The 21,502-nt window shown below is 72.2% G+C and carries 18 protein-coding genes and 2 tRNA genes; 13 read left to right on the top strand and 7 right to left on the bottom strand.

The features are described from left to right. The first annotated feature begins 4 nt into the window (after nucleotides 1–4). Both AB0912_RS25420 and AB0912_RS25415 read left to right on the top strand, forming a co-directional pair. Nucleotides 5–499: a hypothetical protein gene (locus AB0912_RS25420; RefSeq protein ID WP_366703547.1), complete on the top strand. Its 495-nt coding sequence runs from the start codon at nucleotides 5–7 to the stop codon at nucleotides 497–499. Nucleotides 500–657: 158 nt separating this feature from the next. After that, on the top strand, nucleotides 658–861 hold the full coding sequence (locus AB0912_RS25415; protein ID WP_366703569.1) for a hypothetical protein: 204 nt from the start codon (nucleotides 658–660) through the stop codon (nucleotides 859–861). A 97-nt stretch (nucleotides 862–958) separates the two neighbouring features. Here the strand turns inward: AB0912_RS25415 and AB0912_RS25410 are convergent, their stop codons facing one another. Together AB0912_RS25410 and AB0912_RS25405 are read right to left on the bottom strand one after the other, a co-directional pair. Continuing rightward, on the bottom strand, nucleotides 959–1,516 hold the full coding sequence (locus AB0912_RS25410) for a CGNR zinc finger domain-containing protein (RefSeq protein WP_366703545.1): 558 nt from the start codon (nucleotides 1,514–1,516) through the stop codon (nucleotides 959–961). Between the two features lie 231 nt (nucleotides 1,517–1,747). Next, nucleotides 1,748–2,161, bottom strand: coding sequence for an SsgA family sporulation/cell division regulator (locus AB0912_RS25405; protein WP_003959770.1), 414 nt, complete (start codon nucleotides 2,159–2,161; stop codon nucleotides 1,748–1,750). Between the two features lie 191 nt (nucleotides 2,162–2,352). On the opposite strand from AB0912_RS25405, the gene AB0912_RS25400 reads away from it, so the two are divergent. Then, on the top strand, nucleotides 2,353–2,787 hold the full coding sequence (locus AB0912_RS25400; RefSeq protein WP_366703543.1) for a TIGR02611 family protein: 435 nt from the start codon (nucleotides 2,353–2,355) through the stop codon (nucleotides 2,785–2,787). An 82-nt stretch (nucleotides 2,788–2,869) separates the two neighbouring features. Beyond that, a tRNA-Val gene (locus AB0912_RS25395) sits at nucleotides 2,870–2,941 on the top strand. Between the two features lie 1,068 nt (nucleotides 2,942–4,009). Here AB0912_RS25395 and AB0912_RS25390 read toward each other — a convergent pair. Then, nucleotides 4,010–6,577 carry a hypothetical protein gene (locus AB0912_RS25390; RefSeq protein ID WP_366703541.1) on the bottom strand — a complete coding sequence of 856 codons (2,568 nt, stop codon included), beginning with the start codon at nucleotides 6,575–6,577 and terminating at the stop codon, nucleotides 4,010–4,012. A 175-nt stretch (nucleotides 6,578–6,752) separates the two neighbouring features. Here AB0912_RS25390 and AB0912_RS25385 point away from each other — a divergent pair, with 175 nt between their 5' ends. Beyond that, a complete protein-coding gene (locus tag AB0912_RS25385) occupies nucleotides 6,753–7,235 on the top strand; it encodes an SRPBCC family protein (protein ID WP_366703539.1) in 483 nt (160 codons plus the stop codon). Between the two features lie 39 nt (nucleotides 7,236–7,274). Continuing rightward, nucleotides 7,275–7,346 (top strand) — tRNA-Val (locus tag AB0912_RS25380). Nucleotides 7,347–7,461: 115 nt separating this feature from the next. On the opposite strand, the gene AB0912_RS25375 is transcribed toward AB0912_RS25380, so the two are convergent. Beyond that, complete coding sequence (locus tag AB0912_RS25375; RefSeq protein WP_366703537.1) at nucleotides 7,462–8,187, bottom strand: 3'-5' exonuclease; 726 nt, start codon at nucleotides 8,185–8,187, stop codon at nucleotides 7,462–7,464. A gap of 170 nt (nucleotides 8,188–8,357) precedes the next feature. Here AB0912_RS25375 and AB0912_RS25370 point away from each other — a divergent pair, with 170 nt between their 5' ends. The 3 genes from AB0912_RS25370 to thrS all read left to right on the top strand — a co-directional run bounded on the left by AB0912_RS25370 (nucleotide 8,358) and on the right by thrS (nucleotide 12,465). After that, on the top strand, nucleotides 8,358–8,924 hold the full coding sequence (locus tag AB0912_RS25370) for a DUF4365 domain-containing protein (protein ID WP_366703535.1): 567 nt from the start codon (nucleotides 8,358–8,360) through the stop codon (nucleotides 8,922–8,924). Continuing rightward, complete coding sequence (locus AB0912_RS25365) at nucleotides 8,921–10,174, top strand: hypothetical protein (protein ID WP_366703533.1); 1,254 nt, start codon at nucleotides 8,921–8,923, stop codon at nucleotides 10,172–10,174. The genes AB0912_RS25370 and AB0912_RS25365 overlap by 4 nt, the downstream gene beginning before the upstream one ends. 314 nt (nucleotides 10,175–10,488) lie before the next feature. Then, complete coding sequence (gene thrS, locus AB0912_RS25360) at nucleotides 10,489–12,465, top strand: threonine--tRNA ligase (RefSeq protein ID WP_366703531.1); 1,977 nt, start codon at nucleotides 10,489–10,491, stop codon at nucleotides 12,463–12,465. A gap of 38 nt (nucleotides 12,466–12,503) precedes the next feature. Here the strand turns inward: thrS and AB0912_RS25355 are convergent, their stop codons facing one another. Further along, nucleotides 12,504–13,163 carry an ion channel gene (locus tag AB0912_RS25355; protein WP_366703529.1) on the bottom strand — a complete coding sequence of 220 codons (660 nt, stop codon included), beginning with the start codon at nucleotides 13,161–13,163 and terminating at the stop codon, nucleotides 12,504–12,506. Between the two features lie 68 nt (nucleotides 13,164–13,231). Here AB0912_RS25355 and AB0912_RS25350 point away from each other — a divergent pair, with 68 nt between their 5' ends. After that, entirely contained in the window at nucleotides 13,232–13,792 is a 561-nt protein-coding gene (locus AB0912_RS25350) for an HIT domain-containing protein (protein ID WP_366703527.1), read from the top strand. Between the two features lie 162 nt (nucleotides 13,793–13,954). Here the strand turns inward: AB0912_RS25350 and AB0912_RS25345 are convergent, their stop codons facing one another. Then, nucleotides 13,955–15,622, bottom strand: a complete 1,668-nt coding sequence (locus AB0912_RS25345) for a hypothetical protein (protein WP_366703525.1) — start codon at nucleotides 15,620–15,622, stop codon at nucleotides 13,955–13,957. A 258-nt stretch (nucleotides 15,623–15,880) separates the two neighbouring features. Continuing rightward, on the bottom strand, nucleotides 15,881–18,076 hold the full coding sequence (locus AB0912_RS25340; protein WP_366703523.1) for an elongation factor G-like protein EF-G2: 2,196 nt from the start codon (nucleotides 18,074–18,076) through the stop codon (nucleotides 15,881–15,883). A 218-nt stretch (nucleotides 18,077–18,294) separates the two neighbouring features. Here AB0912_RS25340 and pgsA point away from each other — a divergent pair, with 218 nt between their 5' ends. The 3 genes from pgsA to AB0912_RS25325 are packed head-to-tail and all read left to right on the top strand — an operon-like array spanning nucleotide 18,295 to nucleotide 21,088. After that, complete coding sequence (gene pgsA, locus AB0912_RS25335) at nucleotides 18,295–19,020, top strand: phosphatidylinositol phosphate synthase (protein WP_366703567.1); 726 nt, start codon at nucleotides 18,295–18,297, stop codon at nucleotides 19,018–19,020. Beyond that, nucleotides 19,017–19,928 (top strand): phosphatidylinositol mannoside acyltransferase, encoded by a 912-nt coding sequence (locus AB0912_RS25330; RefSeq protein ID WP_366703521.1) that lies wholly within the window; start codon nucleotides 19,017–19,019, stop codon nucleotides 19,926–19,928. The genes pgsA and AB0912_RS25330 overlap by 4 nt, the downstream gene beginning before the upstream one ends. After that, on the top strand, nucleotides 19,925–21,088 hold the full coding sequence (locus AB0912_RS25325; RefSeq protein ID WP_366703519.1) for a glycosyltransferase family 4 protein: 1,164 nt from the start codon (nucleotides 19,925–19,927) through the stop codon (nucleotides 21,086–21,088). Before AB0912_RS25330 ends, AB0912_RS25325 begins: the two co-directional genes overlap by 4 nt. The last annotated feature ends 414 nt before the right edge of the window (nucleotides 21,089–21,502 follow it).

Raw genomic sequence — 21,502 nt, 5'->3', positions numbered from 1 at the left:
CAGGATGGAAGGGACGAACCGCCCGCTCGACCGAGCCTGCCTGGAGGACCGGATGATTGCCGAGACCGTCTGTTCAGCCGTCTCCGTCGCCGGCCTCGGCATCGCCGCGGTGACGGCCTACCGCAAGCGTTTCCTGTCCGCGGCGCGGATCGCCGCGTACTCGCTGGTGCCGATAGGCCTGGTCATGACCGGTGTGGTCGGCTGGCTGGCGGACACCGCGTTCAGTCCGACGGCGTGGGCCGGCTTCGTGGTGCTCGGCGGCGCCTGGCTGCTATTCATGATCACCAAGGCCGTTGAGCGGCGTGGCGGCGGGACGCGCAAGGAGCGCAGAGCGGCGAAGGCGGCGGCGGAGCGTGACGCGGTGGCTCCGGCGGCCTCCGCTCCGTCACTGGGCCAGGCCTCGCGTCCGGCCGCCCGGCCGGCGGCGGCGCCCCGCGCCGAAGGCTCCGGCGACGACTTCAGCGACATCGAGGCGATTCTGAAGAAGCACGGCATCTGATCTGACGCGGCACGGCAGCCGGATCCGGCCGGCACACCGCGGCCAAGGCGGCTCACCGCCGACCTGCCACAAGATCACACACGAAGCGCACGGAACGTGCGGAACCGTTCAGGTTCGGGCACGCCCGTCACATGATCCAGCGAACTCCCGTATATTCCGTGCGTGTTGATCGCGCAGAGGGTGCCGCCTGCGTCATCATCGCCCGCGAGATGCTGGACACAACACCGAGCGACACCGCCGCCCCGTCCAAGGAGCGGCGAGGTTGTCTCTTCGCGCTCTCCCAGCCGCCACTGATGATCTTCCTTACAGTGATCGGCTGCCTGCTCCTCATGGCTTCGCTGCACGACCTGCTGCTGCTCTGAGCTGTACACGGAGCCCCTGGCGTCACCCGCCGAGGGCTCCGTCGGTCCGGCCCCTCCCGCGCGAGGCGGCCGGCGCGGGCCCCTCGCGACCGGCGGGTCAGCCCGCGGCCTCCTTGCGACGTGCCCGGTACGCGGCCACGTGGAGGCGGTTCCCGCAGGTCCGGCTGTCGCAGTAGCGGCGCGAGCGGTTGCGGGAGAGGTCGACGAAGGCGCGCCGGCAGTCCGGTGCCTCGCAGCGGCGCAGCCGCTCCTGCTCCCCGGCGACCACGAAGAAGGCCAGCGCCATCCCGCAGTCCGCCGCGAGATGGTCGGCCACCGAGGCGCCCGGCGCGAAGTAGTGGACATGCCAGTCGTAGCCGTCGTGGTCCGTCAGTCGGGGCGTGGTGCCCGCCGCGGCGACCAGCTCGTTGATGAGGGAGGCCGCGGTCCGCGGGTCGTCGGCCGCGAAGACCGCCGCGAACCGGCCGCGGATGTGGTGCACGGCGGCGAGATCGTCCGCCGACAGCACCCCCACATCGCTGATGTCGTGGTCGCGCACGAAATCGGCGAGCGACGGGACGTCCGCGAGTCCGTCGGCCGTCTCGCTCTCCGGCGCGGTGTTCACCAGATCCACCACGGCGTCGAGCGAGCACCGGGTGTCGTGGGTGATCAACACGATTCGCTCCCTGGCCTGGGGGCCGGGCGAGGCCGCCCGTCCGATGCTGGCCGATGGTAGTGCTTTCCGGCCGGACGGATGCGGGCGTGGGGCCCGTGAGGCCCCGGGAACGCACCGGCGCCGCCGCCGCGGACTTTCCGCGGCGCCGGCGCCGGTGTCATCCCTATGCGGTTGTCCAGGCCCGAGCCGTCTCCCCGAGTGGACGGCGCCGGGCGGCTCTGTGGGGACGCGTCAGCTCTCGGCCAGGATGTGTGAGAGCTCCGTGTCGAGGTCGAAGTGCCGGTGTTCCGTGCCCGGGGGCACGGCTGCGTCCGTTCGCTTCAGGAAGGATTCCAGGGCCCTCGCTGGGGCTTCGAGCAGGGCTTCACCCTCGGGGGAGCTGAGGGCGATGCATACGACGCCCTGGCCGTGGCTACGGGACGGCCAGACTCGGACGTCGCCGGTACCGGTGGGCCGGTGCAGGCCCTCGGCAAGGAGGTCGCGGGCGAACACCCACTCGACGGTTTCCTCGGCTCCGGTGTGGAAGGTGGCGTGCACGGCGTAGGGATCGGCCGTGTCATACCGCAGTCCTGCGGGTACAGGCAGTGAGGACTCGCTCGACACAACGAGGCGCAGGTGCAGCTCGCAGCTGACCGTGGTGTTCATAAGCGCCAGGGCCTTTCGCTCAGTGTGCGCTCGGGGATTCGCACGTCGGCGAAATCGACATGCCACCTACGGTGCCGTTGTAAACCCCTTCGAGGGTTTTGCGTGTCTTTATGTAACTCATCCGGCCGAGGGCGCCTTCGCCGGATAGGGCCATTCCGGTGACCGGTTTCTCTCGGGTAGGGTTTGGTCGTATGAATACGGGGAGTGACGAGCCGGGCAAGGTCGCCATGGCGGACGACGAGTCGGAGAGTGAGCGAGCGCTCGGTTCGCGGGCGCCGGAATTCATCAGGGCGCGGCGCGCGCTGCACGTGAGCTGGCAGGTCGGCGTTTTCGTCGTGGGGCTCGCGGTGGTCGCGGCGGGCGTGATCATGCTCCCGCTGCCGGGCCCCGGCTGGCTGGTGATCTTCGGCGGTATGGCGATCTGGGCGACCGAGTTCGTCTGGGCGCAGCTCGTGCTCCGCTGGACGAAACGCAAGGTCACGGAGGCGGCACAGCGCGCGCTCGACCCCAAGGTCCGGCGTCGCAACATCATCCTGACCACGGTCGGCCTGGTGATCGTGGCCGTCCTCGTCGGCGTCTACGTCTGGAAGTTCGGCTTCGAGATGCCCTGGAACATCACGGAGTGACCGGGCGGGACCGGCCCCTCGGCGGGCCGCTCACGCCGGTCGAGGCCACCCGCTGACATGGGGTAATGTTCTCTCTGCGCCCGGGCGATTAGCTCAGCGGGAGAGCGCTTCGTTCACACCGAAGAGGTCACTGGTTCGAACCCAGTATCGCCCACTTGTACGAAACGGCTCCGGTCCACGTCATCGTGGACCGGAGCCGTTCTCGTTGTCACCACGGGCCCCCGTGCCGGCCTGCCGAGGTCGAGCGGCACGGGGGCCCGTGTCGGCCTACGGAGGTCGGGCGCGCCCCGGGCCGCTTTCCCGCCGGGTCGCCGCCCCTCACGCTCCGTTCCGTGGCGCGTCTCCGACGGCCGCGGCGTCGTACGTTTTCGGCCGCGCGTCCCTCCCGCCTCACCTTGCGAAACGTGTTCGACCAGTCGATCGTGTGCGCCCACCTGTGCGTCTCTCTCCTGGATGCCGACCTCGCCGTAGGGGCCTGAGTGCCAGGTCGTCGTCGGCGTCGGCGAGATGCGGAAGGTGACGGTCCGTTACCTGAGGCGGGGTCGGATGAGGGTGATCGAGGTGACCGGCGGGGTGTGGCCCGGTACTTCGGGGGATGGGGGGAGTTTCCGGCGGGCGAGTGAAGTGGACTTCCAGGATTATGTGGACTTCTGAGGGAAGTTCTTGTGCCCGGCCATGGAACGAAATCCGGGCGCGCATTTCGGAACGCCGGCTGATTTTCTGCGGAAATACGACAAGAGCCGGAGCCGGTTCGCGCTCAAGTCGCGGATAAGGGCAGGAAATAGCAATCCGCTCGGAAATCGTTGAGCCGAAGTCGTGGGGGAGTGGTCGCGCCGGACGGGAAAGGGACCGGTATTCCGGTTCGATCCAACGCCGTGTCACTTGTCTTCGGTGGGGCGGCGCTTGGGGCCGGGTGAGCCCCGAGTGGGGGAGGGGGCGAGCGGGAGTCGTCGCGTCGGCGCGTACTCAAGGGGATGCGCCCCGTGTTCGTCAAGCACCCCGCGTGCGGCGCGCCGTGAGATGCGTCCGGACGGCCGTGGCGGCGAAATGTGAAGAGGGGCGGAGAGAAGTCGTACGTTCTCTCCCCGCCCCTGGTCGACGCATGGTCTCCGGACGTCGGTGCCGGACGCGGCGGTCGCCCGGTGTGCCCGTCTCATTACCGGAGACATCCCGCTGAATTCCGGTAAAGGGCCCGAAACCGTTCACCCTCGGCGGCCGCCGGTCAGTCCATCCGTCCCAGCACGTCCCGCACCCGGCGCGCGTCGCGGATCCGCTGCTCGTACGTGGCACCCAGGGCCAGCAGCAGCACACCGGCGAGCGCGGGCAGCACCCAGCGGGGGAGCGCCCCGACCATCTGCACGATGTACGGCGCCAGTTCGTGCAGCGCGTCCAGCGTGAGCACGGCGCCGCCCAGCAGCAGCGGCGCCTGGAGGCGGTGCCGGGCGCCCAGCAGCGTCACGGCCAGCGCCGCCGCACCGAGCAGCAGGGGACGCAGCGGCCGCGGGTCGGCCCACGCGGCCAGCAGGCTCGGGAAGAGCGTCAGGCACAGGCCCGGCGCGAACGCCGTCCACGACGACACCGCCGGGTCCTCGCGGCGCCGGTACGCGCCCACCAGCAGCGCCGGGACCGACACCGGCAGCGTGTACGCCTCCGGGGACGCCACGCCCCAGGCCGCCAGCCGCACCCAGGCGGCCAGCACGAACAGGACGGCGGCCGCATATCCCGCCGCGCGCCGGTCCTCCCGTACCGCCGTGCCCGCCGTGATGGCGGCGCACAGCGCGAGGACGGTCGCCAGCATCGGCGGGTCCGTGACGGTGAGCGCGATGGCGAAGAGTCCCGCGACGGCTCCGGCGATCTCGGCCGACACCGTCGTCGGCACGTCGGTGAGGCGCGCCGCCAGCAGGGCCGCCGCGACGGGGACCACGAGCACGAGCAGGGCCGTGTGCTGGGGCTGCCAGCCGAAGGCCGCGCCCGCCGCGCAGGCCAGGGCGGTGGTGTAGCCGAGGGCGGCGGGCGTTCCGGCCGGGCCGAGACCGGGCTGCCGGGCGACGGCCGCGAACAGGACGGTCAGCGAGGCGAACACGGTCAGCGTGGCGGTCTCGGAGGCGAGCGCCAGGAACGAGAGGTCGACGGAGGTGACCAGCGCCAGGACCACCGCCGCCGGCGAAAGACGCGGGCGACGGGCGTACCCGAGCAGCACGGCCACCGTCAGGCCGTGGACGGACAGGCCGGCCGCGTAAGGGAGTTCGAGCGCGGCCGGGAGGACGAGCGCCGTCGACCAGGAGAGGAGCAGAGCGCCCGTCCGGGCCGCGGTGCGCCAGGCGGTGGAGCGGACGACCGCCACCAGGACCGCCGCGACGAGGGCGAGGACGAGCGGTGCCGGGGCCGCGTCCGGGGGCCAGGGTAGGCCACGCGTCACCGCGTCCCGCGCGGTCGCCGGGGCACCGGACCACACCGAGCCCACCCGGGCGAGCGGTCCCACGAGCGCGACCACGACCGTGGGCAGCGCCCACACCACGGCGAGCGCCTGCACGGAGCCGGAGGCGGCGGCGATCCCACGGCGCACCGGCTCGGGTACGGCGGGCCGTACCGCCGCCAACAGGGCCAGCCCGCACAGCAGATGGCCGACAACGGTCCACTCGCCGGGCAGGACGGTCCGCAGCACACCGCCGAACGCGACGACCGTGATCAGTCCGCCGGCCGTGGCGGTCACGGTCGCGACGCCCGGCCTCGCCGCCGCCCACGCCGCCGTGAGCGCGATCGAGGCGGCGAGCAACAGCAGCGCGCCCGCCCGTGCGGCGGCGCTCGGACCGGCGGCCGTCCAGGACAGCCAGCAGGCGGCGAAGACACCCCAGCCGCCCAGACCGAACGCGCCGACGGCCGCGACGACCCGGACCGGTGTCCGCGCCGCCCGCAGCGCGATCACGGCGTCGAACGCGGCCGTCACCAGCAGGGCCGCCGTGATGGCGTGCGCCCCCGCGCCGACGGCCGCCGCCCAGAGGACGAGCGGGAACTGAGCGGCGACCACGGCGGCCGGAAGCGGCAGCCGCAGCCCGAAGCCCGCCCGAGTCCCGGGGGCGCCGTTCCCGGCACCGGACTTCGTGGGGGACGGCTGCCCGCCGCCCGCCCCGCCCGGCGCCTGGGCCCCCGCCCCGCCCGGCATCCGGGTCCCCGCCCCGCCCGGCATCCGATTCCCCGCCCCGCCCGGCATCCGGGTCCCCGCCCCGCCCGGCATCCGGTTCCCCGCGCCGCCCGGCATCCGGTTCCCCGCGCCGACCGTGAGCCCGTAAGCGGTCCAGCCCGTCGCCAGGAGCCACGAGGCGAGTGCCGCGTAGCCGACGGCGTCGGTGTCCGGGAGCGCGACCGTGTGCAGCGCGTACGCGTCCAGAACCGTCAGGACGAGGCCGAGTCCCGCCAGTGACTCGGCGGTCGACCGCAGGCCCCGCCGCAGCAGGGTCACCGGCGCCCCGAGCGCGGCCAGCGTCACCGCGCCGAGCACCGCCGACCGGCCGGCGATCCCCAGATGCCCCCAGCTCACCAGCGTGAACGCGATGGCGGCCACGGTGAGCAGGATGCCGCCGAGGACCAGGAGGACGTTCTGCACACCGGGTGCCGTGGCCTCGGGGTCACGCGGCCGAGGAGCCGCGGGCGCGGGCAGGGCGGGGCGCTGCTGGAGCACGTGGACCAGCCAGGCGCGACGGTGCAGCAACACGGCCCGTCGGGCGTCCAGTTGACGCAGCTCGGCGTCCAGGAGCCGCAGCTCCTCGGCCGGGGGCGGGATAGGGGTCATGCCTCGGAGTGTGGTTCCGGCCAGGTGGCCTGGACATGAGTGCGCGTACTCACGCCGTACTCAGGTCCGCCGAGAGGTGCCTGGGCACCGGAACCGGGCCGCCCCGGAGAGGGGGTCCAACTCGGCTCCGTACAGCGGGACATGGACCCGGGGCGGTCGTGGGCACACTCGTTCCATGGACTGGAGTCACTACCGCTTCCACACCGAGTGGGACCTGCCCGCGACCCCCACGGCCGTCTACGCCGCCCTGGAGCAGGCCGAGAACTACCCGCGCTGGTGGCCCCAGGTGCGCGAGGTGACGCCCGTCGACGACCGCAGCGGCGTCATCCGGATCCGCTCCACCCTGCCGTACGACATCACCTTCACCGCCCGCGAGGCGCGCAGGGACCCGGCGGCCGGCGTGCTGGAGATCGCCATGACCGGTGACCTGGACGGCTGGGCGCGCTGGACCCTCGACGCGACCGGGCCAGGAACCCGCGCCCCGTACGACCACGCGACCGGGCCGGGAACCCGCGCCCGCTACGACCAGGAAGTGCGGGTGACCACGGCGCTCCTGCGCCGCCTGGCCGTGCCCGGACGGCCCTTCTTCCGAGCCAACCACGCCCTGATGATGCGCGCCGGACGACGCGGACTGAGGGCCTACCTCGAAGCGGTTTGAACCACACCCGCCGGGACCTGTATGGTTCAGTGCGTTCCCGGGCGATTAGCTCAGTGGGAGAGCGCTTCGTTCACACCGAAGAGGTCACTGGTTCGAACCCAGTATCGCCCACCCGGAAAAGACCGGTCCGTCGTCGACGGACCGGTCTTTCGTTGTGCTCACCCGCTCACCCGCTCACACCGCCGCCGGTCAGCCCTTCCGGGCTTCCCGCGCTCTGCGTGGCCGCTCAGGCCGCCGCCGGGAGGTCCGGGCGCAGCGGCCACGCCGGGTCCACAGCCTCGGGGGAACCGCTGCGCGCGAACCACGCCTGGAGCCCGCGCGCCTGCGCCGCGTGCCACACCGCCTGGAGCGTGTGCAGCTCGGCCGGCGACAGCCGCTCCAGCCGCGAGGCGAACCGCCGCCCCACCGCTCTGACCAGCTCCAGCGAGGCCAGCGCGTCCGCCGCCGCGTCGTGCGCGCCCTCCAGCGCCACGTCGTAGTGGGCGCACAGGTCGGTCAGGGTGCGGCGGCCCTTGCGGTACCGGTCCAGATGCTTGTCCAGCACCCGGGGATCGAGCACCCGCAACGCCCTCGGCTCCAGCCAGCGGTCCAGCGGCGACGCCCGGTGCCGGCGCAACTCCCGGTCCAGGAGCGTCAGATCGAACGGAGCGTTCATCACCACGAGCGGGCGGCCCGCCGCGGCCTGCTCGCCCAGCTCGCGGGCTATCTCCTCCATCACGGGCGACGGCCAGCGGCCGTTGCGCCGCAGATGCTCGTCCGTGAGCCCGTGCACCGCCGTCGCCTCCGCGGGCACCGGCACTCCCGGGTTCACCAGCCAACGGGTCACCCTGGGGCGGGAACCCGCGGCGTCCTGGACGACGACGGCGGCCGACACGATCCGGTCGGTCTCCACGTCCACGCCCGTCGTCTCCGTGTCGAACGCGGCCAAAGGGCCCTCGTACCAGCACGTCATACCAACACAACTCCTCGTTCACCCACGGCAGATGACGCACCGTCTTCTGCCCGTTTGGTGATACCCGGGCTGTTTGCGCCGTACGCCGGAAGGAGACAACACAGGTACGGGTCTTTGCAGTTCAGCGACCCGAAGCGCGGACACACCAAGCCTGGAAGGCTGTTGCACTCATGGCACTCGCGCAGCCCGAGCGGGGCGGGCTGCTGCCCCAGCGGACGGCACCCCATCGCGGCTCACTCGCCACCACCGCCTGCATGGAGACACTCCAAGTGGGCTATCTGCACGCCGTAGCGGCGGCGGCCGGCTGCTCGCTGTCCCAGCCGTTCCCCGACAACGGCATCGACTGGCACGTCAGCCACAGCGCCCCCGGGCACACGGTCGACGACGAGGTCACCATCAAGGTGCAGCTCAAGTGCACCTACCAGATCCCGCCCGGCCCACCGGGACCCGCGTTCTCCTTCACGCTCGACAACGCCCACCTGGCGAAGCTCGCGCGCACCCCGGTCTCGGTGCACAAGATCCTCGTGGTGATGCTCGTGCCCCGGTCCCAGGACGACTGGCTGCGCGCCGGCCACGACCGGCTCGACCTGCGGCACTGCTGCTACTGGATCAACCTCGCCGGGCACGCCGTCACCGGCCGGCACCGGACCACCGTCCGCATCCCGACGGCCCGGATCTTCGACGACCGAGCCCTCTGCGAGATCATGACGAGGGTCGGGACGGGAGGCAGACCATGACACACCGCCCGGCACACCGTCCGGCAGACGAGCCCCCGCGCCCGGCCAGGGCACACCCGGCCGAGACCCTGTGGAGCGACCCGCCGGACCCCGGCCGGGTCGACCCCGCCGTCCTCGGCGCACTCCTGGAACGGCACGGCTGGCAGCGGTGCGGCGGAGCGCCCGGCCGGTACGGACGATGGACACCACCAGGGCCCGGGGGCGGCGGCACCAGCCTGCTGGTGCCGGAGAACCGGGCCTTCCCCGACAGCGACGACCTGCTCGGCGAGGCACTCGTCGCGCTGGGACGCAGCGGCGCGCCCTGTGCCCGCGACGTGCTGCTCGCCCTCGCCGTCCCCAGCGACGAGATCCGCTGGTGGCGCGACGTACCCACCGGGCCCGCCGGCGCCACGCCCTGGACCGTCGCGGAACACCTGCGCGGGGCCGCCCGGCAGACGCTCCTCGCCGCCGCGCTCGCCACCCGCGCCCGGGCCGGCTACCACGGCGCCCGGCACCGCAGGTCCGCCGCGGCCTCCCTGGACGGCGTCCTGGTCGGTGCCGAACCGGGCGGCCGGCGCCTGACCGCGTTCGTGCCCGCCGCCACCGGGCGGCCGCTCGCCGTCCGCCTTCACGAAGCGCTCCACGCCGCCCGCGAGGCGATCGACTACCAGCGGGCCACCGGCGGCATGGACGCCTTCGACGCGGCCGTCGAGGCGGGCGTCAGCCACGAACTCACCCAGGCCTTGGTGGCTCTCGTACGGGGGACCGAGGGCGCGCGGATCGCCGTCGAGTGGTCACCCGCCGTAGGCGCACCGCAGGGCGGCGCCAACCCCGCCGGCCCCGCTCCCGCCGAGCCCGTCGAGTTCTCGCCCGGCGACCTGCCCGTGCTGCGCGAGGCCGGAGCCCGGTATCTGCGCGAGGAGCCGTCCGTCCCGGTGCGCATCACCGCGGACGTGGTCAGGATGCGCCGCTCGGGACCGCGCGGCGCGGGCACGGTACGGCTGCGGGTCATCGCCGGCGCGGAGGTCCCGCACGTACGGGCCGCCCTCGACGAGGAGGCCTACCGGACGGCGGGCCGGGCCCATCTGGCCGGGCTGCCGCTGCGCGTGCACGGACGGCTGGAGAGCCGCGGCGGCTTCCGCCTGCTCACCGACGCCTCCGGGGTCACCCCCGTCCAGGTGGACGATGCCGAGCGGGACCGCCTGATGAAGTCGGGGCAGGAGCCGGCGGAGACGGCGGCCTTCTTCGAAGAGGCGTGCGGAGAGGGCTGAGGAGACCCGGGCCGGGGAGAGAAGGGCCGTTCGCTGTTCGGCGTTCGCTGTTTGACGTTCGCCGGACGCCGGACGTAAGCCGCTGGTCCGGACGCCGGACGCCGGTTGCCGATCCGGTCGCCGCTCGCCGGGACTGCGGGCCCCTGCGAGGACCGCGGAGCCCACCGGGCCGGGCGTCGGGCGGGGGCTCGGGCCGGGCGCGCGCGGGCTGTCCACAACCCTTTCGCGGAGGGGCCCCCGGGCTCGGTAGGATTCGGGGCATTGCCATGCCATGCCGTATGTGGTGTGGAGTCGCCTTCAGTCAGGAGAGTCCGGTGTCAGAGGTCCGTGTGATCATCCAACGCGATTCCGAGCGGGAAGAGCGCGTGGTGACGACGGGCACTACGGCCGCCGAGCTGTTCGCCGGCCGGCGCACCATCATCGCCGCCCGCGTGGCCGGCGAGCTGAAGGACCTCGCCTACGAGGTGAGGGACGGCGAGGAGATCGAGCCCGTCGAGATCTCCTCCGAGGACGGCCTGAACATCCTGCGCCACTCCACCGCGCACGTCATGGCCCAGGCCGTGCAGGAGCTGTTCCCCGAGGCCAAGCTCGGCATCGGGCCGCCGGTCAAGGACGGCTTCTACTACGACTTCGACGTCGAGAAGCCCTTCACCCCGGAGGACCTCAAGGCCGTCGAGAAGAAGATGCAGGAGATCCAGAAGCGCGGCCAGCGCTTCTCCCGCCGCGTCGTCACCGACGAGGACGCCCGCGAGGAGCTGGCCGCCGAGCCCTACAAGCTGGAGCTCATCGGCATCAAGGGCTCCGCGTCCTCGGACGACGGCGCGGACGTCGAGGTGGGCGGCGGCGAGCTGACCATCTACGACAACCTCGACGCGAAGACCGGCGAGCTGTGCTGGAAGGACCTCTGCCGCGGTCCCCACCTGCCCACCACCCGCAACATCCCGGCGTTCAAGCTCATGCGCAACGCCGCCGCGTACTGGCGCGGCAGCGAGAAGAACCCCATGCTCCAGCGCATCTACGGCACCGCCTGGCCCTCCAAGGAGGAGCTGAAGGCGCACCTCGATTTCCTCGCCGAGGCCGAGAAGCGCGACCACCGCAAGCTGGGCAACGAACTGGACCTGTTCTCCATCCCGGACCAGATCGGCTCCGGCCTCGCCGTCTTCCACCCCAAGGGCGGCATCATCCGCCGGGTCATGGAGGACTACTCGCGCCGCCGGCACGAGGAAGAGGGCTACGAGTTCGTATACACCCCGCACGCCACCAAGGGGAAGCTCTTCGAGACCTCGGGCCACCTGGACTGGTACGCCGACGGCATGTACCCGCCCATGCAGCTCGACGAGGGCGTGGACTACTACCTCAAGCCCATGAACTGCCCGATGCACAACCTGATCTTCGACGCGCGCGGCCGTTCCTACCGTGAACTGCCCCTGCGCCTCTTCGAGTTCGGCACCGTGTACCGGTACGAGAAGTCCGGCGTCGTGCACGGCCTGACCCGCGCCCGCGGCTTCACCCAGGACGACGCGCACATCTACTGCACCAAGGAGCAGATGGCGGACGAGCTGGACAGGACGCTCACCTTCGTCCTGAACCTGCTGCGCGACTACGGCCTCACCGACTTCTACCTGGAGCTGTCCACCAAGGACCCGGAGAAGTTCGTCGGCTCGGACGAGGTCTGGGAAGAGGCCACCGAGACGCTCCGCCAGGTCGCCGAGAAGCAGGGCCTCCCGCTCGTCCCGGACCCGGGCGGCGCCGCCTTCTACGGCCCGAAGATCTCCGTGCAGGCGCGTGACGCCATCGGCCGCACCTGGCAGATGTCGACCGTCCAGCTGGACTTCAACCTGCCCGAGCGCTTCGACCTGGAGTACACCGGCCCGGACGGCACCAAGCAGCGCCCGGTCATGATCCACCGCGCCCTGTTCGGCTCCATCGAGCGGTTCTTCGCCGTCCTCCTGGAGCACTACGCGGGCGCGTTCCCGGCGTGGCTGTCCCCGGTGCAGGCGGTGGGTATCCCCGTGGGCGACGCGCACGTGGAGTACCTGGAGGAGTTCGCGGCGGACGCCCGTAAGAAGGGCCTGCGGGTCGAGGTGGACTCGTCGTCCGACCGTATGCAGAAGAAGATCCGTACGCAGCAGAAGCTCAAGGTGCCGTTCATGATCATCGTCGGTGACGACGACATGAACGCCGGCACGGTGTCCTTCCGCTACCGCGACGGCTCGCAGGAGAACGGCATTCCGCGCGACGAGGCCATCGCCAAGCTCGTGGACGTGGTGGAGCGTCGCGTACAGGTGTGACGCGCTCCCCGCCCGGCGGGGTCCAGGCCCCCGGAAGCTCAGCTCTCCGGGGGCTTCTCCCTGTCCCCCTCGCGGGCGAACACCTGGAGCAGCCAGGAGGAGAACGAGCCGGTCACCGCGCCGAGCAGGGCCAGCCCGCACGCCATCATGACGACGGCGACCACCCGTCCCCGCACCGTCACGGGCGTCACGTCCCCGTAGCCCACCGTCGCGAGCGTGGAGCAGGCCCACCACACGGAGTCCCCGAAGGTGCGGATGGTCGCGCCGGGCGCCGTGTACTCCGCCTGGTAGACGGCGAGGGCGCCGGCGAAGCCGAGCAGCAGGACCGCGATGCCCGCGTAGAACATCACCCGCGTGTACAGCGGCAGCCGCGGCTCGCCCCGCCGGTCCAGCACGGCGTCGTACAGCCTGACGATCCACAGGGGCCGCAGCAGCGGCAGGACGACGACCAGCGTGTCCAGGCCGTGACTGCGCACGAAGCCGAGGCCCCGCCCGCTCAGCCGCCAGCGCACCAGGTAGTCGCCGATGAACATGGCCCAGGTGGCCGCGATCACGGCCAGGCAGATCCGCCGGCCCCACTCGGGCATCCCGTGCGCCAGCACATGAGCGGCGTAGGCGGCCAGGAAGAGCATCGACGCGATCCCCAGCGGCAGCTCGGTGCGCAGCCTCCAGCGTCGTGTCGGGCTGTCGTCGTCCATGGGCCCCAGCTTGGTCGCAGGCCCCTTTGCCGGGCACCCGCCGACACGCCGCGAACGGGCGAAGCAATATGCTGCTCACCATGACGAGTGAGCCGGAGCAGCAGATCGGAGTGGGAACGCAGGACGCGTTCCAGCGCCTTTGGACGCCCCACCGGATGGCTTACATCCAGGGCGAGAACAAGCCCACCGGCCCGGGGGCCGACGACGGCTGTCCCTTCTGCTCGATCCCGGCCAAGTCCGACGAGGACGGGCTGATCGTGAAGCGCGGCGAGCAGGTGTACGCGGTGCTGAACCTGTACCCGTACAACGGCGGCCACCTGATGGTGGTGCCCTACCGGCACGTCGCCGACTACACCGATCTCACCGCACCCGAGACCCTGGAACTGGGCGAGCTGACCAAGCAGGCCATGACCGCGCTGCGGACCGCCTCCGGGGCGCACGGCTTCAACATCGGCATGAACCAGGGCGCGGTCGCGGGCGCCGGTATCGCCGCCCATCTGCACCAGCACATCGTCCCGCGCTGGGGCGGCGACACGAACTTCATGCCGGTGGTCGGCCACACCAAGATCCTGCCGCAGCTCCTCGCGGACACCCGCAAGATGCTGGCGGACGCCTGGCCCACGGCCTGATCCAGCCCGGGAGCCGCCAGGTCCCGCGCCGGGCGCCCCTGTCCGGGGCGCCCGCACTTGTTCAGGGCGCCCGTACTCGTTCAGGGCGCCCGTACCCGTTCGGCTTCACTCGGGCCGCGCGGTAGTACGTACCGATCGCTCTACGCCTCGTACGAGCGAGCCCTACGCGTCGTACAGGTCGGCCTTGCGAGGGGCCGCGTCCTGGACCGCGGTGCTGAGGAACGCCGAGCGGGTGCCGAACTTCTCGGTGTCCACGCCGTTCTCCTCCAGGACCTTGATCGCCGCCGCGTGCACCACGCGCAGCACGGGTGTGGCGGCCCGCAGCGCGTCGTCCGCCATGAAGCGGTGCCGCCACGGCTGGTCGGCCCAGGCGTGCCGCAGCCCGAAGGGCTCGGGCAGCGCGAGCGAGCCGCCCAGCCAGTCGAGCAGCGGGGGATACCAGCTCAGCGGCGCCCGCGCGGCCAGCCGTACGACCTCGTCCGCGGTGACCAGCGGCAGGTTCACCTTGCGGGTCTCCCAGAACCGGACGGTCTTGGCGACCTCCTTGGTCGGGGCCTCCGGTTTGGTGGTGAACAGCGGGTTCACCGGGCCCAGCGCGTGACCGGTGACCTCGATGCGCAGCGTCTCGTGCAGCACCGTCACCGTGATCAGCATCGTGATGACCAACTGGCCGTCCCAGAGCGTCCACTGCACGCCCAGGTAGTGCCGGTCGCCGCTGCCGAACTGCTGCTTGTTGCAGATGTCCTGGATGGCGTGGGTCTTGACCGTGTAGGCCTCGACGTCCGTGCCGCCGGGCCGGGACACCGCCTTCGCGTTCTCGCCGATCGGTGTGACCACCCAGTGCTTGATCGAAGGCGCCGGGAAACCACCGGTGTTGAGCGGGCCGCGCTCCAGCATGCGCAACTGGTCGTGGATGCTGCGGATGACGTCCCAACTGCGGAACGGGTGGATCTCCTTGGCCGCGTCCCGGGGCACCAGGTCCTCGGCGAGCTGCCAGCTTCCCCAGCGCGTGCCCATGCCGAGGATGCCCTTGGGGCCCGCGTAGAACACGGAGTTGGACTGCTGCTCGGCGCTCAGGCGGGCGAGGGACTGGCGCAGCCGCTCCGCCGCCGTCTCACCCGGGCTGCCGGGGACCGCCTCCGGGATCTTGGCGCCGAGGCCGCCGCCCGACAGGAGGCTGTCCCAGCGCGCCCGCAGGTCCTTGGCCGTGCGCTCGCAGATCTGCTTCGCCCACAGCCAGCCGACCACGGGCAGGACCACCGACGCCCGGCCGTACCACCCCCAGAAGCCCGTGAACGGCATCTTCAGCAGGAACAGGACGGCGAGGGCACCGGCCGCGAACAGCAGCATGGTGCCGAAGGCGGAGGCCCGCTTGTTCTCGCTCTTGGCGATCTGGGTGCGGATGGTGAAGACCAGCAGCCACACCACGAGGCCCGGCAGGAACAGCAGTCCGCAGAGCACCATGATGGCCGACAGCCAGTTGTCGCGGTCCCGGCGGATGTTGGTCGCCGCGAGACAGTGCTCCACGACGACCTGCGGCTCGGTGCCGAAGGACTGGATGAGCGGCTTGCGGCCGGCGCCGAGCATGCGGCCGGTGACCGCCGTCGCGAAGGCCTCGCCGAGGTTCGGCGCGAGCAGCTTGATCCGCGGGGCCTTGACGGTGGACTGGTGCCATTCGTTGTCGGCCTTGAGGATCTGCGCGACCGGGCCGTCCCGGTAGGCGGCCGAGGCCAGCGCGAACGTGGCCGCCGTCTGTCCCGCGGAGCCCGTGAGCGGCACCTGCGCCCCGGGAGTGAAATCGAACCCCTCGAACGTCACTTCCGCCCCCATCGCCGCCGCACCCGCTCCTGCGGCTTTCCCGACTTCGGTGCTCCGCACACCTGTTGATCAGGTCATCGTCTTGATCAGGTTCTCAGAGTAACGGCGTTGACCGACATTCGTCGGCGGACGGCCGAAGCCGTCCGCTGACGAAGGCACCCCGAACCCGCGCGGCCCCGGGGCCCGTTCACCCTCCGAACGCTCAGGTCTCCGGGTTCCGTTCCCGATCCGAACGCTCAGGTCTCCGGGTTCCGTTCCGGGTCCCGGCGCTCAGGCTTCCGGGCTCTGTTCCCGGACGCGTTCGGCGATCTGCTGCGGCATCGGTTCGTGCCGCGCGTAGTGCCGGTCGAACCGGGCGGTGCCGTGCGAGACGGACCGCAGATCGACGGCGTACCGCCCGATCTCGATCTCCGGGACCTCGGCCCGTACCAGCGTGCGCCCGCCGCCCGCCTGCTCGGTGCCGACCACCCGGCCGCGCCGGCCCGACAGGTCGCTCATCACGGCGCCCACATAGTCGTCGCCCACCAGCACGCTCACCTCGGCCACCGGCTCCAGCAGATGGATCCGGGCGTCGGCCGCCGCCTCGCGCAGTGCCAGCGCGCCCGCCGTCTGGAAGGCGGCGTCGGAGGAGTCCACCGAGTGCGCCTTGCCGTCGCGCAGGGTGACCCGTACGTCGACGAGCGGATAGCCGGCCGCCACGCCCCGGGCCGCCTGGGCGCGCACGCCCTTCTCGACGGAGGGGATGAACTGGCGCGGCACGGCGCCGCCGACGACCTTGTCCACGAACTCGATGCCCGAGCCGTTCGGCAGCGGTTCCACCTCGATCTCGCAGATCGCGAACTGGCCGTGCCCGCCGGACTGCTTCACGTGCCGGCCCCGCCCGGTGGCCGGGTCCGCGAACGTCTCGCGCAGGGAGACCTTGTGCGGGACCACGTCGACCTGCACGCCGTACCGGTGGCGCAGCCGCTCCAGCGCGACGTCCGCGTGCGCCTCGCCCAGGCACCACAGGACCACCTGGTGGGTGCTCTGGTTGTGCTCCAGCCGCATGGTGGGGTCCTCGGCGACCAGCCGGGCGAGCCCCTGCGAGAGCTTGTCCTCGTCCGCCTTGCTGTGCGCCTCGATGGCCAGCGGGAGCAGCGGGTCCGGCATCTGCCAGGGCTCCATGAGGAGCGGATCGTCCTTGGCCGAGAGGGTGTCGCCGGTCTCGGCGCGGTTCAGCTTGGCCACGCTCGCGAGATCGCCCGCGATGCAGTGCGTCAGGGCCCGCTGCTGCTTGCCGAACGGCGCGGACAGCGTGCCGATCCGTTCGTCGACGTCATGGTCCTCGTGGCCGCGGTCGGTCAGCCCGTGCCCGGACACGTGCACCGTCGCGTCGGGGCGCAGCGTCCCCGAGAAGACCCGGACCAGCGAGACCCGGCCCACGTACGGGTCCGATGCGGTCTTCACCACCTCGGCGACCAGCGGTCCGTCCGGGTCGCACGCCGCCACCTCGCGGGCCGCGCCGTCCGGCGTGGTGACCGCCGGTGCCGGGCGCTCCAGCGGGGTGGGGAAGCCGCCGGTGACCAGTTCGAGGAGTTCGACCGTGCCGAGGCCCTGGCGGGCGCCCTCGGCGGCCGGGGCGGCGGCGAGCACCGGGAAGAAGCTGCCGCGGGCCACCGCCCGCTCCAGGTCCTGCACGAGCGTCTTGAGGTCGATGTCCTCGCCGCCGAGATAGCGGTCCATCAACGTCTCGTCCTCGCTCTCGGCGATGATCCCCTCGATCAGCCGGTTGCGGGCGTCCTCGATGAGCCGCCGCTGCTCGGGACCCGGTTCCGCCTCCTCGCGCTCCCCGGAGGAGTAGTCGAACAGCCGCTCCGTCAGCAGGCCGATCAGGCCGGTCACCGGGGCGTGCCCGTCCGGCCCCTCGGGACCCCGCAGCGGCAGGTACAGCGGCAGGACGGCGTCGGGGTCGTCGCCGCCGAACGCCTCCGCGCAGATCCGGGTCATCTCCTCGAAGTCCGCCCGCGCCGATTCGAGATGGGTGACCACGATGGCCCGCGGCATCCCGACGGCCGCGCACTCCTCCCACACCATCCGGGTCGAGCCGTCCACCCCGTCCGAGGCCGAGACGACGAAGAGGGCCGCGTCCGCCGCGCGCAGACCGGCCCTCAGTTCCCCGACGAAATCCGCGTACCCCGGGGTGTCCAGAATGTTGATCTTGTATCCGCCCCAGTCGACGGGGACCAGGGAGAGCTGTACCGAGCGCTGCTGCCGGTGCTCGATCTCGTCGTAGTCCGAGACGGTGCCGCCGTCCTCGACGCGGCCCGCCCGGTTCACCGCTCCCGCCGTCAGCGCGAGAGCCTCCACCAGGGTCGTCTTGCCCGATCCGCTGTGGCCGACCAGCACCACATTCCGTACGGACGCGGGGTGGTCGGCCGCCGTAGCCCTGCCGGCGGCTCCGGGGTGTGCGTTCGCCTTGTCGCCCATGGCCTTGCCTCCCGTGCACGGTGAGGTCACTGTGGGCGCGGACATGCGGGGCCGCGTGCGGTGGCGGCACCGGTGACGCCCGCGGTGTCTTCGAGCTTCGCACTCGCGTCACGAGGCGTCCATACAGTGGACGTGATCGCGCCCCGGCACCCCCGGCGCGGCGTCGTGACACGGGCCTGTGGGTGCCCGGCCGTCGCACCGGCGCGCGCGTGGCTACGATGGGGCGGCCGGTGGCCAGCAGGGGCCGCCCGGCGACACCGACCCTCGGGAAGGCCATGCTGAACAAGTACGCGCGTGCATTCTTCACGCGTGTCCTCACACCGTTCGCCGCGTTTCTCATCCGCCGGGGGGTAAGCCCCGACACGGTCACCTTCTTGGGCACGGCCGGAGTGATGGCGGGCGCACTGGTCTTCTTCCCCCGGGGAGAGTTCTTCTGGGGCACGATCGTCATCACGCTCTTCGTGTTCTCCGACCTCGTCGACGGGAACATGGCGCGCCAGCTCGGCCGCTCCAGCCGCTGGGGCGCCTTCCTGGACTCCACGCTCGACCGGGTGGCCGACGGCGCGATCTTCGGCGGCTTCGCCCTCTGGTACGCGGGCAACGGCGACGACAACGTCCTGTGCGCGGTCTCGATCTTCTGTCTGGCCAGCGGCCAGGTGGTGTCGTACACCAAGGCGCGCGGCGAGGCGATCGGCCTGCCGGTCGCCGTCAACGGTCTGGTGGAGCGCGCCGAACGTCTGGTGATCTCCCTGGTCGCGGCCGGTCTGGCGGGCCTGCACGGGTTCGGCGTGCCGGGCATCCAGGTGCTGCTGCCGATCGCGCTGTGGATCGTCGCCGTCGGCAGCCTGATCACGCTGGTCCAGCGTGTCGTCACCGTCCGGCGCGAGTCGGCCGAGGCGGACGCGGCCGCCGCTGCCGCCGCGAACAGCGAGGCGACCCCGTGACCAGCGTCCGGGACCGGCTGGCGGACGGTGCCTACGCGGCGGGCTGGAGCATCGTCAAGAAGCTGCCCGAGCCCGTCGCCGTACGCCTCGGGCGGACCATCGCGGACCTCGCCTGGAAGAAGCGCGGCAAGGGCGTCCAGCGCCTGGAGAGCAACTACGCGCGCGTGCTGCCCGACGCGACACCGGAGCGCCTCGCCGAACTCTCCCGGGCCGGCATGCGCTCGTACCTGCGCTACTGGATGGAGTCGTTCCGCCTCCCGGCGTGGAGCGCGGACCGGGTGAAGGCCGGCTTCGAGCCGAAGGACCTGCACCACCTCACCGACGGGCTCGCCGCCGGCAAGGGCGTCATCCTCGCCCTGCCCCACATGGCGAACTGGGACCTCGCCGGCGCCTGGGTCACCACCAAGCTGGAGACGCCCTTCACCACCGTCGCCGAACGCCTCAAGCCCGAGTCGCTCTACGACCGCTTCGTCGCCTACCGCGAGGGGCTCGGCATGGAGGTCCTGCCGCACAGCGGCGGCAGCGCCTTCGGCACCCTCGCCCGGCGGCTGCGCGACGGCGGACTGATCTGCCTGGTCGCCGAACGCGACCTGTCCTCGTCCGGCGTCGAGGTGCGCTTCTTCGGCGAGGCGACCCGGATGCCCGCGGGACCCGCCCTGCTGGCCCAGCAGACCGGCGCCGCGCTGCTGCCCGTGACGCTCTGGTACGACGACTCGGCCGTCATGCGGGGCCGCGTCCATCCGCCCGTCGAGGTCCCCGAGTCAGGCACCCGTGCCGAGAAGACGTCTGTCATGACACAGGCGATGGCCGACGCCTTCGCCACGGGAATCGCCGAGCACCCGGAGGACTGGCACATGCTGCAACGGCTGTGGCTCAAGGACCTCGACCCCGGGAAGAAGGCCCCGTGAGGATCGGCATCGTCTGCCCGTACTCCTGGGACGTCCCGGGCGGCGTCCAGTTCCACATCCGGGACCTGGCCCAGCACCTCATCGGCCTGGGCCACGACGTCTCCGTCCTCGCCCCCTCGGACGACGACACACCCCTGCCGCCGTACGTCGTCTCGGCCGGCCGCGCGGTCCCGGTGCCCTACAACGGCTCGGTGGCCCGGCTCAACTTCGGCTTCCTGTCGGCCGCGCGGGTACGGCGGTGGCTGCACGACGGCACCTTCGACGTGGTCCACATCCACGAACCCTCCTCGCCCTCCCTCGGCCTGCTGACCTGCTGGGCGGCGCAGGGCCCGATCGTGGCGACCTTCCACACCTCCAACCCGCGCTCCCGGGCGATGGTCGCCGCGTACTCGATCCTCCAGGCCGCCCTGGAGAAGATCAGCGCGCGCATCGCGGTCAGCGAGTACGCCCGCCGCACCCTCGTCGAGCACCTCGGCGGCGACGCCGTCGTCATCCCGAACGGCGTCGACGTCGACTTCTTCGCCCGCGCCAAGCCCAAGCCCGAGTGGCAGGGCGACACCATCGGCTTCATCGGCCGCATCGACGAACCCCGCAAGGGCCTGCCGGTGCTCATGAGGGCCCTGCCGAAGATCCTCGCCGAGCGGCCGCAGACCCGGCTCCTGGTCGCCGGGCGCGGCGACGAGAAGGAGGCCGTGGAGCCGCTGCCGGCCGAGATGCGCTCGCGCGTCGAGTTCCTCGGCATGATCAGCGACGAGGACAAGGCCCGCTTCCTGCGCAGCGTCGACCTGTACGTCGCGCCCAACACGGGCGGCGAGAGCTTCGGGATCATCCTGGTCGAGGCGATGTCCGCGGGCGCGCCGGTGCTCGCCGCCGACCTCGACGCGTTCGCCCAGGTCCTCGACCAGGGCGCGGCCGGCGAACTGTTCGCCAACGAGGACGCGGACGCCCTCGCCGCCGCCGCGATCCGTCTGCTCGCCGACCCGCAGCGCCGGGCCGAGCTGCGCGAGCGGGGGAGCGCCCACGTGCGGCGCTTCGACTGGTCGACGGTCGGCGCGGACATCCTCGCCGTCTACGAGACGGTGACGGACGGCGCGGCAGCGGTCGCCACGGACGAACGCACCGGCCTGCGAGCACGCTTCGGCCTGGCGGCCCGCGACTGATCCCCTGGCGGGGGGCCGCTTGCGGTCAGGCGCTGCCCGAGGCGGTCGGCCGCCTGCCGTCTGGGGGTGCTGCAGTGTCGTCTTGGAGCGCTCCCGGCGGTCGGCCACCTGCGGTGGTGGGGCGGCCTGAGCGGTCGGCCACCTGTGGTCGTGGGGGGCGCCTCGCGCACCGGGGCGATGACGGCGCCGGAGATGAGAAGCGGCCGACCGGGACGCCGTCGCCGTACGCGATCGTGTGGACGCACCTCGCGCCAGCTGCCCCGCTCCGCCGCCACAGCGGCATCCCCCGCGCGGGTGGACGTTTCCCGCCCCGCCTCGTCCGCCGCGCGGGTGGACGATTTCCGCTCCGCCTCGTCCGCCGCGCGGTTGGACGATTTCCGCTCCGCCTCACCGGGGAGGCGCCGTGGGCGTGCG

It is taken from the genome of Streptomyces sp. NPDC007084, from assembly GCF_040703595.1.
Lineage (GTDB): Bacteria > Actinomycetota > Actinomycetes > Streptomycetales > Streptomycetaceae > Streptomyces.
This window is presented reverse-complemented; position numbering and strand designations above follow the sequence as displayed.

Bases quoted from the DNA above. Each gene is read 5' to 3' on its own strand.
- AB0912_RS25420 (WP_366703547.1), top strand. From the start codon at position 5: ATGGAAGGGACGAACCGCCCGCTCGACCGAGCCTGCCTGGAGGACCGG.
- AB0912_RS25405 (WP_003959770.1), bottom strand. From the start codon at position 2,161: ATGAACACCACGGTCAGCTGCGAGCTGCACCTGCGCCTCGTTGTGTCG.
- AB0912_RS25400 (WP_366703543.1), top strand. From the start codon at position 2,353: ATGAATACGGGGAGTGACGAGCCGGGCAAGGTCGCCATGGCGGACGAC.
- AB0912_RS25390 (WP_366703541.1), bottom strand. From the start codon at position 6,577: ATGACCCCTATCCCGCCCCCGGCCGAGGAGCTGCGGCTCCTGGACGCC.
- AB0912_RS25385 (WP_366703539.1), top strand. From the start codon at position 6,753: ATGGACTGGAGTCACTACCGCTTCCACACCGAGTGGGACCTGCCCGCG.
- AB0912_RS25375 (WP_366703537.1), bottom strand. From the start codon at position 8,187: ATGACGTGCTGGTACGAGGGCCCTTTGGCCGCGTTCGACACGGAGACG.
- AB0912_RS25370 (WP_366703535.1), top strand. From the start codon at position 8,358: ATGGCACTCGCGCAGCCCGAGCGGGGCGGGCTGCTGCCCCAGCGGACG.
- AB0912_RS25365 (WP_366703533.1), top strand. From the start codon at position 8,921: ATGACACACCGCCCGGCACACCGTCCGGCAGACGAGCCCCCGCGCCCG.
- AB0912_RS25355 (WP_366703529.1), bottom strand. From the start codon at position 13,163: ATGGACGACGACAGCCCGACACGACGCTGGAGGCTGCGCACCGAGCTG.
- AB0912_RS25350 (WP_366703527.1), top strand. From the start codon at position 13,232: ATGCTGCTCACCATGACGAGTGAGCCGGAGCAGCAGATCGGAGTGGGA.
- AB0912_RS25345 (WP_366703525.1), bottom strand. From the start codon at position 15,622: ATGGGGGCGGAAGTGACGTTCGAGGGGTTCGATTTCACTCCCGGGGCG.
- AB0912_RS25340 (WP_366703523.1), bottom strand. From the start codon at position 18,076: ATGGGCGACAAGGCGAACGCACACCCCGGAGCCGCCGGCAGGGCTACG.
- pgsA (WP_366703567.1), top strand. From the start codon at position 18,295: ATGGGGCGGCCGGTGGCCAGCAGGGGCCGCCCGGCGACACCGACCCTC.